At 42.3% G+C, this 15,841-nt stretch carries 14 protein-coding genes; 13 read left to right on the forward strand and 1 reads right to left on the reverse strand.

Features of this window, described 5'->3' with window-relative positions; translation table 11 throughout:
- Window positions 1-7 precede the first annotated feature (7 nt).
- The 9 genes from NST38_RS15150 to NST38_RS15190 all read left to right on the forward strand — a co-directional run bounded on the left by NST38_RS15150 (window position 8) and on the right by NST38_RS15190 (window position 11,242).
- Window positions 8-1,771 carry a sensor histidine kinase gene (locus NST38_RS15150; protein WP_256720119.1) on the forward strand — a complete coding sequence of 588 codons (1,764 nt, stop codon included), beginning with the start codon at window positions 8-10 and terminating at the stop codon, window positions 1,769-1,771.
- 13 nt (window positions 1,772-1,784) lie between these two features.
- A complete protein-coding gene (locus tag NST38_RS15155) occupies window positions 1,785-3,326 on the forward strand; it encodes a response regulator (RefSeq protein WP_076253049.1) in 1,542 nt (513 codons plus the stop codon).
- Between the two features lie 139 nt (window positions 3,327-3,465).
- The gene (locus NST38_RS15160; protein ID WP_036671131.1) at window positions 3,466-5,121 is read left to right on the forward strand and encodes an extracellular solute-binding protein; all 1,656 of its coding nucleotides are present in this window, start codon (window positions 3,466-3,468) and stop codon (window positions 5,119-5,121) included.
- Window positions 5,122-5,233: 112 nt separating this feature from the next.
- The gene (locus NST38_RS15165) at window positions 5,234-6,199 is read left to right on the forward strand and encodes an ABC transporter permease (RefSeq protein ID WP_017688458.1); all 966 of its coding nucleotides are present in this window, start codon (window positions 5,234-5,236) and stop codon (window positions 6,197-6,199) included.
- Window positions 6,200-6,211: 12 nt separating this feature from the next.
- On the forward strand, window positions 6,212-7,114 hold the full coding sequence (locus NST38_RS15170; RefSeq protein WP_017688457.1) for a carbohydrate ABC transporter permease: 903 nt from the start codon (window positions 6,212-6,214) through the stop codon (window positions 7,112-7,114).
- A 283-nt stretch (window positions 7,115-7,397) separates the two neighbouring features.
- On the forward strand, window positions 7,398-7,772 hold the full coding sequence (locus tag NST38_RS15175) for a response regulator transcription factor (RefSeq protein ID WP_036615858.1): 375 nt from the start codon (window positions 7,398-7,400) through the stop codon (window positions 7,770-7,772).
- Window positions 7,762-8,397, forward strand: a complete 636-nt coding sequence (locus NST38_RS15180) for a chemotaxis protein CheC (protein ID WP_076253050.1) — start codon at window positions 7,762-7,764, stop codon at window positions 8,395-8,397. The genes NST38_RS15175 and NST38_RS15180 overlap by 11 nt, the downstream gene beginning before the upstream one ends.
- Window positions 8,390-9,352, forward strand: coding sequence for a sensor domain-containing diguanylate cyclase (locus NST38_RS15185; protein ID WP_036671133.1), 963 nt, complete (start codon window positions 8,390-8,392; stop codon window positions 9,350-9,352). The genes NST38_RS15180 and NST38_RS15185 overlap by 8 nt, the downstream gene beginning before the upstream one ends.
- 1,092 nt (window positions 9,353-10,444) lie before the next feature.
- Complete coding sequence (locus NST38_RS15190) at window positions 10,445-11,242, forward strand: hypothetical protein (protein ID WP_036615847.1); 798 nt, start codon at window positions 10,445-10,447, stop codon at window positions 11,240-11,242.
- Window positions 11,243-11,314: 72 nt separating this feature from the next.
- Here the strand turns inward: NST38_RS15190 and NST38_RS15195 are convergent, their stop codons facing one another.
- Window positions 11,315-11,659, reverse strand: a complete 345-nt coding sequence (locus tag NST38_RS15195) for a winged helix-turn-helix transcriptional regulator (RefSeq protein WP_047842975.1) — start codon at window positions 11,657-11,659, stop codon at window positions 11,315-11,317.
- 266 nt (window positions 11,660-11,925) lie between these two features.
- Here NST38_RS15195 and NST38_RS15200 point away from each other — a divergent pair, with 266 nt between their 5' ends.
- From NST38_RS15200 to NST38_RS15215, 4 genes are all read left to right on the forward strand, one after another.
- Window positions 11,926-13,029, forward strand: a complete 1,104-nt coding sequence (locus NST38_RS15200; RefSeq protein ID WP_076253052.1) for a Gfo/Idh/MocA family protein — start codon at window positions 11,926-11,928, stop codon at window positions 13,027-13,029.
- 116 nt (window positions 13,030-13,145) lie between these two features.
- Window positions 13,146-14,492: an NtaA/DmoA family FMN-dependent monooxygenase gene (locus NST38_RS15205; protein WP_076253053.1), complete on the forward strand. Its 1,347-nt coding sequence runs from the start codon at window positions 13,146-13,148 to the stop codon at window positions 14,490-14,492.
- Between the two features lie 13 nt (window positions 14,493-14,505).
- Window positions 14,506-15,246, forward strand: coding sequence for an oxygen-insensitive NADPH nitroreductase (gene nfsA, locus NST38_RS15210; protein WP_076253054.1), 741 nt, complete (start codon window positions 14,506-14,508; stop codon window positions 15,244-15,246).
- 138 nt (window positions 15,247-15,384) lie between these two features.
- The gene (locus NST38_RS15215) at window positions 15,385-15,810 is read left to right on the forward strand and encodes a MarR family winged helix-turn-helix transcriptional regulator (protein ID WP_036671145.1); all 426 of its coding nucleotides are present in this window, start codon (window positions 15,385-15,387) and stop codon (window positions 15,808-15,810) included.
- Window positions 15,811-15,841 lie beyond the last annotated feature (31 nt).

Here is a 15,841-nt window from a genome sequence, read left to right on the forward strand (position 1 = left end):
ATTCTGGATGTTCAGTAAGGTTAATGATATTCCTCTCCGATCCAAATTTCTGCTTATTTATGTACTTAGTATTCTCCTTCCTGTAATAACGATTAATATCTTCTTTTATGAACGAACCTCTGCGGATATCAAGATTAGAGAACAGGAAAATCTACGTAAATCCATCGACAGGGCTGCGGGGGAACTGCTAGGCATGATTGATGAGAGCGTTGCCCTGAGCCGAATTATTGCAGCAGACGATTCGCTCTATGAGGCACTGGATCGGACCTATCACTCCCCCGTGGATTATTACAACGTCTACCATGCATTCCTGCGAGATAAATTAACACGGTACATGTCAGCGAATATTCTGGAGGTGCGTATCTATACGGATAACGATACCATTCAGACGGGCAGTCATTATATCGTGATGAAAGACAAGAATGTACTCCCTGGATTGAAACAGCTGAAATCCACCAGTGGAGGCATTCTTGTCGTTGATTATATTGAGCCATCCGGATTTAACGCGGGAAGAAGAATCAGTGTGATTGGCAAAATGGATACCTATACTTCCTATGCCAATTACAACAAGTATTCCAAGATTGATCTGGAACTTAGCCGGGTGTACAGCATTTTAAATCGTGAATCAGACAGTCTTCAGCTGCGACTGGTGGACAGCAACAATCGAACTGTCGTTTCAAGTGGGGAGTTCAGCGAAACCGATTTATCCCCCCTTGATAATGAATCAATGCTCAAGGAATCTGGAGATTCTGCTTACACGCTCGAAAAATCGTTGGGGAATCTAGCCTACCTAAAGGGTTGGAAATTGATTGGAGTTGCCGATACGCGTCACCTTGACCACCTTTTGCAAGAAGCGTTTAAATCAATTCTGGGGTTGCTGGCATTAAGTATCGTGGTCCCCTCTGTATTGATCTACATTATTTTGCGTTCCTACCACTATCGGATTCGCAAGTTATCCAGACATATGGAGAAGGTTCGTAACGAACGATTCGATCTGATTGAAATTCACGAAGGCCGCGACGAAATTGGCGGGCTTATTCGTACATTTAACATCATGATTGGTAAAATTCATACGCTGATTAATGACGTATATAAACTGGAAATCCGCCAAAAAGATCTGGAGCTGGATCAAGTGAGGACTGAATTGTCCATGCTCCAGAGTCAGATGAATCCCCATTTTTTATTTAACACATTGAATGCCTTGCTAGTCGTTAGTACGAAGAATGGATATACGGAAGTAATTGAGATTATTAAAAGTCTGTCCAAACTGATGCGACAGTTGCTCAGTCATTCTGACAATCTGATTCCTTTGCAAGAAGAGCTGCAATTTACGAATCTTTATCTCCAGATTGAGAAGTTTCGCTTTGGAGAACTGTTTGATTACACCTTCGAGGTTGATCCTGATGCAGCTTCGTTGCTCATTCCCAGAATGAGTATTCAACCGCTTGTCGAAAATGCCTGCAAACACGGCTTGCAGGCGCGAAAAAATGGAAGACAGATCAAGATAACGGCGAGTCGAAACGCTTCTGAACTGGTTATTCAGGTGATCGATAATGGAATCGGTATGGATGCAGGGAGATTAACCGAGCTCCTGCGAGATATTCGTTCTGAAAGACCCAGGAACGGCGAGCATGTAGGACTCCGCAATGTCTACCGCAGGTTGGAACTCTTTTATGAAGGAAATGCGATATTTGATCTAAGCAGTGTACCTGGAAAGGAAACCATTGCAGGGTACCGTATACCGATCTCCAAGCTGGAACAGAGGAAATAGGAGGTAAACTCTCATGTATAAAGTATTGTTAGTCGATGATGAACCTTATGCCATTGAAGGGTTACAGCTTCTGATCAATTGGGAAAAGTATGGTTTCGAAATCAGAGGCGTGTGCGCCAACGGTGAGGAAGCCATTCGGATGATGGAACAAGATCGACCTGATCTCGTGGTGACAGACATTCGTATGCCTGTGATGAATGGGCTGGAACTTGTAGAAGAAGCACGACGATTGGAACATGAGTCTGTGCTGTTTGTCATCACGAGTGGATACAGTGACTTTAATTATGCCAGACAAGCTATTCGATTAGGTGTCTCCAACTATCTAACCAAACCGGTTGACAGTACAGAAGCAGAGGATATGTTGGTCCGTCTCCGTATGCAATTGCAGGAGCGTGAAACCCAGGAGCGTATAAGGGAACATGCAAACGAGCAAAGGATCAAAGCGTTTTTGTCCGCACTGATTAAGGATAAGCAAAATATATCGGAGGAGGAGATGTCAGAGATACGTCCTCGTTTGAACAAGTCCCATTGGGCATACCTGCGGATAGCCTTTCAGGGAGATATTCAGGAAGTCTGTTCAGTAGTCGAACAAACGGCTGAAGAAACAACTTGCTGTTATGTGATAGACAGAACAAGAGACTCATTGGGGCTTGTATGGGGGGAGGAAACGAATAATAGAAATGAGACGTTTGAAGCAATTAAAGCTTTTACCCAGCGTTTGATGAATAATATGCAACATAACGGCTGCGGAGATATTCATATCGCGGTTGGATTAACGGTCAACAAACTGGAGCATTTATCTGAATCCTTCCGCTCCGCTCAGGAAGTTGGGCGTTATTTGTTTTTTAATCAAGAGCATCTTTTGTTTGCCGAAGATATTCAGCTGGAGAATTGGCAGTTTGATCCGGAAACGCTGTCAGAGGTGGACCATATTTGCGATTTGCTTGAAAACGGTTCTGTGGAGGACCTCTCGTCTGCGATTCGGAGTGCTTTTGAACTGTTTGTACAGATGAAGGCTGCGCCAGAGATTGTACATATTTTCTCTACCCATATTATATTCCGCGGATTGTCCCTGTGCAGAGAATTAGGAGGAGAACCTAATGCTCTAATGAACGAATTGGCGAGCGGAATTCTGGAGAAGGGCCATCGAAATATAGAAGAGGTTGCTAACAATCTGGAACATTTCTGTTTACAATGCAAGTCAGCACTGGCAATTTTCCGGGAGAGGCAAATGGGTGGCATCCAGGCGACGGTTGCTGAATATGTGCAGATGCATTACAGGGAGACATTTACGATCCAGGAGCTCGCAGAACGATTCTACGTGAATCCTGTCCATTTAGGGCAATCCTTTTTGCGAAAGTATGGTAAGGGTGTAATCGAGGTAGTACATGATCTAAGAATGGAAGAAGCGAAGCGTCTGCTCCAGCAGACGAATCAAACATCCAGTGCGATTGCGGAGCAAGTAGGGTACCGCAGTTACCAGCATTTTCTCAGACACTTCGAAAAACGAACAGCCATGAAACCAGTAGAATACAGGCAAAAGTATGCGAATTGATCCATGAAAAAGAAGAACCCCTCCTGAATAAGACCTACAATTACAGGGGGGTAGACCTTAAATGTATATATTTTGTAACCGCATACATTTCTTCATACTAAAAACAGTAAGACATACCACTTCCAAGGAGGGCAAGTACATGGGGGGACTTAAGAAAAAGAAGCTTTGGGGTTCCGTATCACTCGTTCTGGCTTTGAGTTTGGCACTGGCAGGATGCAGCGGTGACAATGAGAAAGCGACTACAAAGGATGGGAAAGAGGTACTGAACATCTCGGCCTTTATCGGAACGCCAAATCAGGCGCCAGCTAAAGATAACCGAATCTACAAGAAGATTCAGGATGAACTCGGCGTTAATCTTGAGATGGAGTTTCTAGTAGGTGATCTTCAACAGAAGTTGGGCGTTATGATTGCCGGGGGCGATTTCCCGGATCTGATCACAGCAGACACCAAGTTGGTCTCAGCGGGTGCGGTTATTCCGCTCGAAGATCTCATTGAAGAGCATGCACCTAATCTGAAGAAACATTTCGGTAAAGACTGGAACCGGATGAAAGATTCCAGTGACGGACATATTTACTGGTTGCCTAACTATGGAGTGTATACAGGAGAGTTCATTAGTAACTATTATTCTGGTCCTGCATTCTGGATCCAAAAGTCCATACTGAAGGATGCCGGGTACCCAACTCCTAAAACGTTGGATGATTTCACAAAGTTGGTCCGTGATTATGCAGCCAAGAATCCAACTATTGATGGTCAACCAACGATTGGTTTCACTACATTGGCTTCAGACTGGCGGACGTTCCCTTTGCTTAACCCACCTGAACATCTTACGGGTCACCCCAACGACGGGGGCGTAGTCGTAGATGATAGTGGAGTCGCAACCGTTTTTGCCGACAAAGATATCTCCAAACGGTATTATAAGGAACTAAACAATCTGTACAACGAGGGATTGCTGGATAAAGAAGCCTTTGTTCAGAACTACGATCAATATCTGGCCAAAATTTCTTCGGGACGTGTGCTTAGTATGTTCGACCAGCACTGGAATTTCCAAGCCGGCGAAGACCCACTCGTAGCACAGGGGAAAATTGGTCAGACATACGTAGGCTTCCCGCTTGTCTATGATACAAGTATCACAGATCATTATCTGGATCGTCCGGTCATTAACTTGAACAATGGTTTTGGTATCAGTAAAGATGCCGAAGACCCTGTCGCACTCATCAAATTCCTCGATAAGCTTATGGACGAGAAGTACCAGAAGCTCTTGTCATGGGGTGAAGAGGGTGTAGACTACCAAGTGAATGAAGAGGGAAGATTCTATCGTACACCAGAGCAACGGACAGAGCAGGATGATCCAGCATGGAGATTGGTTAACAAAGCTGAAGGTTTCTACGCTGCTGCACCGAAGCTTGAAGGAACATTTGAAGATGGCAATGCAATTGGAGCGATCAACCAACCTGAGGAATTCTATGACAACCTCAAACCGGAAGATAAAGAACTTCTGGATGCATACGGCTTCAAAACGTGGAGTGACTTCTTCTCTCCTGCACCAGAAAATCCAGTGTACTATCCAGCATGGCAGGTCGATCTGAAAGAAGGCTCTGATGCTGCGGTAGCGAACAAACAAATGACAGACACTTCATTGAAATTCTTGCCTAAAGCAATCATGTCAAAACCGAATGAGTTCGATAACATTTGGACTGAATATGTAGACGCTTACAAGAAGATCGATGTCAAATCCTATGAAGATCGAATTAATGATCAACTGAAATGGAGAATCGAGAACTGGTCTGTTAAATAAAAAAATGCGGCAATGATTCTCTCGGAAGGTATCAACCAAAGGATTACTCAGGCGAGTGCCTTCCGGGGACATCATGCTTAAAGTCGCTGCAAGCCAATAGGAGGAGTGAAAGATGGCGAACACGCCTGGAGCCATACCAGAGCAAACCACCCGTACAGTCGTTCCCAAAGCACCACTGTTAAAACGATTGCGCGGACAAAGACAACTCATGTTCATGTCATTGCCCATCGTTGCGTACATTCTCGTATTCTCGTATTATCCCATTTGGGGCTGGGTTATGGCCTTTCAGAATTACAGTCCTGCGAAGAGTTTCACGCAGCAGGAATGGGTCGGGCTCAAACACTTTAAGTTTTTGCTAACAGACGATGCATTTCTTAACGTGCTTCGTAATACCATTGCGATGAGCGTCATCAATATGGTGCTCGGATTTGCCACAGCAATTATATTTGCCATTTTACTTAATGAGATCAAACATAAGTTATATAAACGAACCATTCAAACAATATCGTATTTACCTCACTTTCTCTCATGGATTATTGTGACAGGTATCGTAGCAAGTTCACTATCTGTAGATGGTGGGATTGTGAATGTGGTACTCATGAAGCTGCATATCATTCAAGAACCTATCATGTGGCTTAGCGTTCCGGAATACTTCTGGGGCATTGTAGGCGCATCCCATGTATGGAAAGAAGTTGGCTGGAATGCCATTATTTATTTGGCGGCCATCACGTCTATCGATCCTTCCCTCTATGAAGCGGCAGAGATTGATGGTGCGAACCGATATAAGAAAATGCTGTATGTGACCTTACCCGGAATCAAATCCATTGTTATCATTTTGCTGATCATGAATATGGGCTGGATTTTGGAAGCTGGATTCGAGGTTCAGTATCTGTTAGGTAATGGTGTGGTTGTCGACTGGTCACAGACGATAGATATATTTGTCCTGAAGTACGGACTACAGATCGGGAATTATTCTTTGGCTACTGCGGCAGGTATCTTCAAAACAGTAGTTAGTATCACGCTGATCTTTGCGGCGAATTCAATTTCCAAACGGCTCGGGGAAGACCGATTAATATAAGGGGGACTAGAGATGGGAATCAATAAATCTCGGCTTGAACCGATTGTCTTCCATACGTTAAATGGTATACTGATGATCGCAATCGCGATTGTTACCCTGTATCCGTTTGTGAATACACTCGCCGTATCATTCAATGCCGGTAATGACACCATCCGGGGTGGGATTTATCTGTGGCCTCGGGTATGGACAGATCAAAACTACAGAGCAGTATTTGCAGGAGGGACCATCTTCAGCGCCTTTGGTATATCTGTGGCGAGAACGGTTTTGGGGACAGTTTTAAGTCTATTCTTAACCTCCATGCTGGCTTACACACTAAGCCGAAAAGATTATATATTACGAAAGCCCATTACCATTACAGTTGTTCTTACGATGTATTTTAGTGCAGGTCTTATTCCAACTTACTTCCTAATGAAAGATTTGCATTTGTTAAACAACTTCCTGGTGTACATTATTCCTGGGCTGATCAGTGCCTTTAATATGATTGTTATTAGAACTTATATCCAGACACTACCCGAGGGATTGATCGAATCCGCCAAAATCGATGGTGCTGGAGATTTCAGAACATTCATTTCCATTATTCTACCGCTGTGCCAACCGGTTCTTGCTACTGTTGCACTGTTCATTGCAGTCGGTCAATGGAATTCTTGGTTTGATACGTTTCTGTATGCATCTTCCAAACAAAACCTAAGCACGCTGCAATATGAGTTGATGAAACTATTATCATCTTCTATGAATTCCAACAGCAGTGCAGCCGTTGCCAATGGTGCAGATCTTGGTGCTGCGCGTAACATGGTCACACCTGTATCTATTCGGGCAGCGATTACGATTGTTGCGGCATTACCCATCTTAGTCGTATATCCATTTTTGCAGAAGTATTTCGTTCATGGCTTGCAGCTTGGAGGGGTAAAAGAGTAAACTTAATGCAGTTCCAGATAACCGATCAAAAACGGTCACTAGGTGACCGTTTTTTTATGTTTTTTTAAACGGCGGGCCGTAGTATGTCAATTGCACACGAATCTAACTTATTCAATAATGTTGTTGACAATTAAATTAAAGTTACTATAATTTATATTTACTTGATTCACCAGTCAGTCTCTTTTCAGGGTGCCACTGCGCGCGAAAGCCCTATATCAAGAACTGTCCACAGCGCCTGACCATCCCGAGCCCTTACCACTTTATCAAGGAGACTGAAGAGAAAATGAAAGTATTAATCGTGGAAGACTCCATTTTCGTACAGAAATTACTTACAAAGCTGATTGTTGATCATATTCCAGAATGCGAGATTCAGATTGCTAATAATGGAGAGCAAGGATACAACCTATTCAAGGAATTTCAACCTGATTTTATAACCACCGACCTGCTAATGCCTGGTTTGAACGGACAAGAAATGCTTCGAATGATTCGAGAAACGGATAGCAATGTCAAAATTATTATCTTATCCGCAGATATTCAGAAGACAACTAGGGATGAAGTTGAAATGTTAGGCATTTCTGGTTTTCTGAATAAACCGTTAACCGCAGAGAAGGCAACTACCATGATTCAACTGATTCAGGCGGCCTATCATGCTGAATGATTTACAGAAGGATTTGCTTACTGAACTAGTGAACGTTTACGTGGGACAAGCGGCTAACATGTTGTCAGAGATTGTAGACAAGCGTATCGTTTTGAATATTCCGGAAGTGGAACTAATCTCCATATCCGATGTTGATCCTGGAGATCGAAGATACAACATTTTCTTTAGTGAAGGTCACCTGTTTAGGTCATCCTTACAGTTCGGATACGAATTTCAGGGAAAAGCATTTCTGATGTTTCCTGTTGAGCAGGCTAAAGTATTGGCAAACATCTGTCTTGGAGAACTGGGTGAGAGCGTTATACCGAACGATCCGAACCTGATGGATACGGATTTGGACGTTTTGAAGGAAGTTAGCAATGTCCTGCTTAACGCGATTATTGGAGAATTCGGTAATTTCCTCGAGATCAAACTGGAATACGTCCTGCCTGATATTGAACTGATCTATGTCACCAATTCCGATCAACAAATATTGCTTCAGAATGAAGTTTATGTCCTGGTTTTACATACCTCGTTTTTACTTGCCGATACGGATGTGACAGGTATCATTGTCATAGCACTGAGTATGAACTCCATATCGAGCCTGCTGGCCAAAATGGACGCTTTGTTGGAGGCGGGCAATGGATAATCTTATTTCACAAGCTTTGAACAAAGCCCATATGGGAATAATGATCGTGGACAGGCATTTGAAAATTGTTGTGTGGAATGCCTGGTTGGAGCGCTTTACTGGCAAGAATGTAGAAGAGGTAGTAGGCTTGAATCTGCTTGAGGTCTGCCCACGGTTTAAGTCGAACATGTATTTAAATATTTTGCAAAATGCGCTGTATCATGGACAGAGCAGATTTTGCTCAAGCGCGTTACATAAGGCATTCATTCTTCCTAATGAAGGAGAGGATGAACAATTATTCAGACAAAATATGCATGTTGAACCGCTCTATCATGAAGATCGGAGTTATGCCCTTATTCAGATTACTGACATGACTAACACCAATACCAGGGTATATAAACTTAAAAATCTGATCAAAGAACTGGAGACGGAGTACGCCAAAATCAAAATCTCCGAGAAAATCAGCAAGCATTTGTCTTTGCATGATCCACTTACCGGTCTGCCTAATCGTCTTGCTTATAATGACCGTCTTGCCTGGGCCATCAGTAATGCCAAAAGAAACCATAACAAACTAGCCGTCATGTTTGTGGATGCTGATGGGTTTAAACAAGTGAATGATACATATGGACACCATGTTGGCGATCAAGTGTTGCTGGAAATGGCAAAGCGATTAAGTGAAACAATTCCAAGTGCGGACACTGTAGCTCGGCTTGGCGGGGACGAATTCATCATTTTAAGCCATCTGAAAGATGATCACGATGCTGAAGTCATCGCCAAAAGATTGGAAGCTGCATTCAGTACCCATTTCAAAATTGCCGGAAACTATATCAACCTTTCGATGAGTATTGGTATCAGCCTATTTCCCAAGCATGGACAGGAGCCTTCCGAACTTCTGAGACATGCGGATGGAGCTATGTACAAGATTAAAAAGAATGGCAAGAATGGTTACGGAATTTATGAACCTGAAAATGCTTAAGAAATCTAAAAATGTCTTTTAATAAAGTTGCTATAATAGCAACTTTATTTGTCTATACAATTAACATAAGAAAAAAATATGTTTTTTCCTCTATTACTGTACGGAATGCCGATTATCTTAATCATAGTGGGGTATTTCATATTTAAAGGGTACAAGAAGCGCAGGGGTATGAAGACGAACGATAAGTCGGTGGCTCCTGATGGTCAGCAAGCTAATATTAAACCATAGGATTAATAGTTGATATCACAATATTGAGCGGGACCAGAGTAAGGCCCGATGGAGAGCCGCTATATTAGCGGCTTTTTTGGATTTTATTAAATAAGAAGAAGTCTGAAAGAGGCGATAGTCAGAACAGTACCAAAAGCAAGGAGAAAAACGCCTCTAAACTTGATGCCCATCATATCGTATTCATGAAGTTCATCCTTCGTACGATTAAAAGGCCATGAATTGGGTCGTCTCAGTGCTCTAACTCCAAAGAATAAACCAATCATTCCAAGTAACAGAAAGAAAAAGAAGAAAAACATATCATCCCCCCTTTAACAAAGATAAGTAATATGGAAACCTATTGATTTGCCTATGCTGGCTGAGAATACATACTTTATGAAGGGTTACGTGGTTTGAACATTTTGTAGAAGATCAAACTGTATACATACGCCATCACCATAGGGATTAAAATACGAAGCGTAAGACCAGAGGAAGTTCCATCCATTAAAATACCACACTTTTCCGTAATCTTTGGCGATCCACTCTACAATAGTCAATATGAGAGCTGATACAACTGCTACTAACCATGGATGTGCTCGATGCCTGTTAATATAGTATATCATAAGACATCCAGCCATAAGGAAGATACCCACATCGAAAGGCAGAGCTGAAAAGGAGCGATTCGTGAATTCCGGAGCAAGGTGTCAAAAGTATTTCTTTGATGTTAAGGCAAGAAAACTAGCGAATTTATTTCAAAAAAACTGGAACAGTGCTATGATATAAAAGGAAAATAAATCTAATTATTACAATAAATTTAATATATTTACAGAGAGGGATTAAAGATTGAAACTATAATCCAAATATTTTTTATTATGAGGAGGATAAACTATGAATAAGAGAAAAACGAAGAAAGTTAGTACGGTAATGATTTGTATTCTATCGTTATTTTTGGCATCTTCAACAGTCCTGGCTAATACTGCATCTTCACCGTATAGTACACCCAAAATTAAGGGACACACGTACACTTTCACATCTGAAGTATGGACTCGAAATTTCACTACAGGTACGACTGCTGAAGCCGTTGCATCAGTGAAGGCTTCAGCAAGTGTTCCAAATGGATATATGGGAGCTATGGCTAGATTGTACACATCTGGCGGAAGCTTAACAGCTTCAAGTTCCATGACATATAATACGTCGAAAACCTCTAGTTTTTTTGTCTACTCTCCAAGAATAACGACTAAAACGACGTATTATGCTCAGAACGTTGGTGAATTCTATAATGGGAATGGATACACTCGGTATACTGGATACAAATCGCCAAACTTAAAGTTATCGAACGTAAATTCATCAAATGTTTTATTTGAAAACAACACTGAAACATCGGAAACGATTCACGAATTATTGCTTCAAACTAAATATGATGTCAATTCACAGGGCGATACCTATGGCTCAGCATTATCTGAACCAATCATTGGGGTTGAACCCGATTTGATTGCTGCAATTGGCACCAATGGAATCGAGGGTTATCTAAAAGCTGAAGATCTTACACCTAAAATCACTACCATCGAAGAAGCCTTGGCACAAACACAAGTGAATGGTACTGTTCGAACGATTCATTTGTATGATGTAGAAGGAGACAATATTATTGGAGAATTTGATGTAGTTACTGATTATAAAGTAGAATAAAAATTTCTCAGAGTAAAAGAGCCGCTAAATTGCGGCTTTTTTGGGTTAAGCTAGCCATTTCAATTAAGTGGTTTAGCCGTATTCTTTGCCAAAGTCCTCCATCTTTTCAAGGATCGGTAGTAACTTCATTCCCTTGTCTGTTAACGAATACTCAACTCGCGGAGGAACTTCCGGATATACAACACGTTGTATAACACCATCATTCTCCAACTCTTTAAGCTGCTTTGTAAGGGAGCCTTGAGACAGATCTCCAAGGAATTTTTTGATATCTGTATATCGCCGTGTTTCGTCTTTTAGGTACCATAAGATAAAATATTTCCAACGCCCAGAAAGGACATTCTGAGTAAAAGCTATGGCGTACATGTCACTTTTTCCATCTATAAACTCTTGTTCAAAACCTTCGTTGCAAACTCTCATTCATATCACTCCTGATCCAAAGGTACATAAAGATGTACTATGTTCATTTAAATTGCCCTCTTTGCTAATAAAACAAATACACCTATGATGGTGTCAACACCAAAACAATTTTAGTTTACCTAAAGTATGAAAGAATAATTAATGTTATCTCGATTGAATAGTTAGCAAGCTAAATAAATATATCATAGAAATGAGTGACTGATAAGGGCTGGAGCCAAACCGATATTCGATCATACTGTAAATTTTAACAAAGGAGATGTTTAACAATGAGTAAAAAAATTCGTACAGGTATCATAGGGGCATCCATTAATAACGGGTGGGCGAGTGGAACACATATTCCAGCTATTCAGCATTTGGATGAATTCGAGCTTACAGCGGTTGGGACAAGTAATATGGTGAGTGCAAAGAAAAGCGCAGAAGCTTTCTATGCAGATCACGGCTTTGATAATATGAAAGAGTTGGCTCAGCATCCTGATGTGGATATGGTCGTTGTCAGTATTAACGTCAAGGAACATTATAACGCCGTTAAAGCCGTTGTACCTGCTGGCAAACCAATCTATTGTGAATGGCCACTGGGTTCGAATACAAAGCAAGCCTTGGAAATGCAGGAATGGGTAGCGTCCGCACAACAGCCAAATGCGATTGGATTACAGGCTAGACAAGCCCCGGCCGTTCAATATGTAAAAGATTTATTGGCAGAAGGTTATGTGGGTAAAGTGTTATCTGCCAACCTGAAGATCGCCATTGATGGCATGGGTGGCGTTGGTGACAAGTCGAGTGCGTACTTGTATGACCGGAAAGTTGGAGGGAACTTGCTGACCATTGTAGGGGGCCATAATCTGGATGCCTTCACTTACATGCTTGGGGACTTTACAGAATTGTCTGCCACCACAGCTCAACAGTTTCCAGAAGTTGAATTGGTAGATATTCAGAAAGTCATCAAGAAAACAACGGATGATCAGATCATGATTACAGGAAAATTGACTAATGGTGCAGCAGCCAGTGTTCATATTCAAGGTGGAGTCAAACATCAGACAGGACTCACACTTGAAATTTTCGGAGACAATGGCACGATTGTGCTGAGCGCCCCGGCATCCATTCAATTCGGATCACACCAATTACGCGGTGCAGGATCTACGGACAACGAGCTTCGTGAACTACCCATTCCCGATGCCTATTACTCGGCTCCACATTCTTTATATAACGACTCCGGAATTGTTCTGAACATGGCTCAGGCTTATCGTAAGTTTGCCAAAGATATTCAAGAAGGTACTACCTTAGCACCTAATTTCGCGGATGCGGTGAAACTACATCAGTTACTGGATGCCGTCGAGAAATCAGCCCAGACCGGTGAACGTCAATATCTATAACCCTCACTAAACGGAACAAAATCTGATCCATCCATATACTTAGCATGCTAAATATATTCACGCTATAGTAAGGGCACAAATATCTGTGTCTGTCCAGAACGAAGGAGAAAATCGTTATGAAAAAAAGAAGTGAAATGCAACTGGCTTTACAGATGGTTTCGGGTTATGGAGCCGAATTTAGCGCATGGAGAATGCCTGGCACGGATCCTGCAGCTTACACCAATATGGATAGTTATGTAGAACGGGCTAAATTAGCTGAACAAGGAAAATTTCAAATGATTTTCATCGCTGACACTCCAGGCTTATCCAATAATTTAGGCCCACAGACACCTATGTTTCCTATGGACCCCATGTTGGCACTGATGGCAGTAGCAAGAGAGACACAACACATCGGGCTTGTGGCTACCCTCTCTACAACATTTAATTATCCCTACAACATTGCACGTCAGTTCAAAGCACTGGATGTTATCAGTCATGGACGTGTGGGATGGAATGCAGTTACCACATCCGATCCCCTAGCGGCTGCTAATTTCGGTGCCAGGGTTGAAAATCGCCAAGAGCGCTATGACAAGGCGCATGAAAGCATACAAATTGTTCAGTCCTTGTGGGGGAGTTGGGAACCAGACGCTTGGACGTTAGATGTAGAAGGAGGGGAATTTGCTGATATGGACAAAATCCAGCCTATTAACCTTCAGGGTCAATATTATGCATCTCGTGGTCCTTTGCCCATTCCGCCCTCTGAGCAAGGGCAGCCAGTGATTTTCCAGGCAGGGGGAGGAGGTGAAGGATTAGAATTAGCTGGGAAATATGCTTCGGGAGTGTACGCCAATCCTTATGATATTACGTCTGCCCGTGAACACAGACAAGCCATAAGGCAAAGTGCTGCCCGTTTCGGTCGAAACCCCGATGATATCAAAATGTTTGCTGGTTTTATGTTTTCTCTGGCTTCAACGGAGGAAGAAGCTCTGGATCGTCGGAAACAGCTTATGAGTTTTAATCCCCAGGAAATCCCTAGCAGGGTAAGTTACCTCGGCTCCATGGTTGGTTTACCCTTATCGGTAAACTCAGTAGATATAGATCAACCTTTAGCGCCAGACTTGTTGAAAAATGCATATGCCAACCCCATGGACCCACGTTCTCCGAGAGCCTTAAAGTTATTAAAAAAAGGACTCTCTGTAAGGGATGTTCTCGCTCACGGGGTCATCAACTATCATCCGGTTGTTGCAGGCACCCCGACACAGGTTGCTGACTTCTTGGAAGAATGGTTTTTGGCTGAAGCATGTGACGGATTCTCAGTCGTGCCCGATGTATCTTTTGATGGCGTTGCAGATTTTGTGAATCAGGTAGTACCTATCTTGCAGGAACGCGGTTTGTTCCATAAGGAATATGAAGGAAAAACACTACGCGAGAATATGGGCGTTCCTTACGAATACGGATTGCAGGAACATGGAATCAACGAATAAAGGAGAGCGTTTAATGAATAACACACTCGAATTGCTTCATAACCATACATCGTTTCGTTCTTACACATCTCAACCCCTAACTGAGGAACAAATAGATGCAATATTTCAGGCAACAAATCAAACTTCATCGTTCAGTCTTCTGCAGGCGGTATCCATTATACGCATCACAGATCCAGTACTTCGAAAAAAACTCAGACATCTGTGTGTCGATCAACCCTATATTGAAGAAGCGGCCGAATTCTGGATCTTCTGTGCAGATTTCAACCGAAATCATGAAATCGCTCCGGATGTGGATATTGAATATATTGAATTTCTGTTGATTGGTTCATTCGATGCTGGCCTGATGGCACAAAATGCGTTAACCGCGGCTGAATCGCTGGGACTTGGCGGAGTGTTCATTGGTGCGGTCAGAGCTAATATTAGCGAACTATCTGACGTATTGAATTTACCTAAATTTGTTATCCCTCTGGTGGGGTTATGTATCGGTAATCCAGCTGGAGATAAGCCGGAACTGAAACCTCGACTCCCTCAATCCATGGTATTGCTTGATAATCAATACCAACCAATGGATCAAGAGAAATTAGCAATCTATGATGAGACCATGCTGAAGTATTATGAAAATCGTCCGACGAGAGCCCCTTTCACCGTAAAAAAAGTAAAAGGATGGAGTGACCATATCCAGGATCACCTCGAGAGAAGTATTCAACCGCAAATGATGGCCTATTTGAACAAGCAAGGTTTTGCCAAAAAATAAGGACTAAACCAATCTTTCGGGTGAAACTTGGATAGGAAAAGGCCCTTAAAGACGACACTAAGGTGAATTGACACCTGTATATCTCCATGATACATTTAGTCTGCTAAATATAATTCGGATGTTAGGGAGGGATCGTTCATGACAGATACAGTAGATTGTGAAATTCGACAGTCTTTAGATCGAATTTCCTCCCAAATGCGTCGAAATTATAGTGAATCTCTTCGGGAACTTAATCTCTATGTAGGACAAGATAATCTGTTGTATCGGCTGTGGTTGGGTGATGGGGTAACCCAGATGCAACTAAGTGAACATATGAAATGCGAACCACCAACGGTTACAAACATGGTCAAATCACTGGAACAGAACGGATTTATATATCGCAAACGTGATGTACAGGATGCAAGGATCATGCGTATCTTTCTAACCGATAAGGGCAAAGAATTAGAAAAACCGGTTGAGCATAAATGGAGAGAGCAACAAGAGAAACTACTTCAATCCATTTCTTCGGAAGATCGGCTGATATTGAGGCAATTCATGCAACAAATGGAGCGAAATATTTTATAACTTATGCCAACATTCACGTAAGCTAAATAAA

The organism is Paenibacillus sp. FSL H8-0104, assembly GCF_038050215.1.
Taxonomy (GTDB): Bacteria; Bacillota; Bacilli; order Paenibacillales; family Paenibacillaceae; genus Paenibacillus; species Paenibacillus amylolyticus.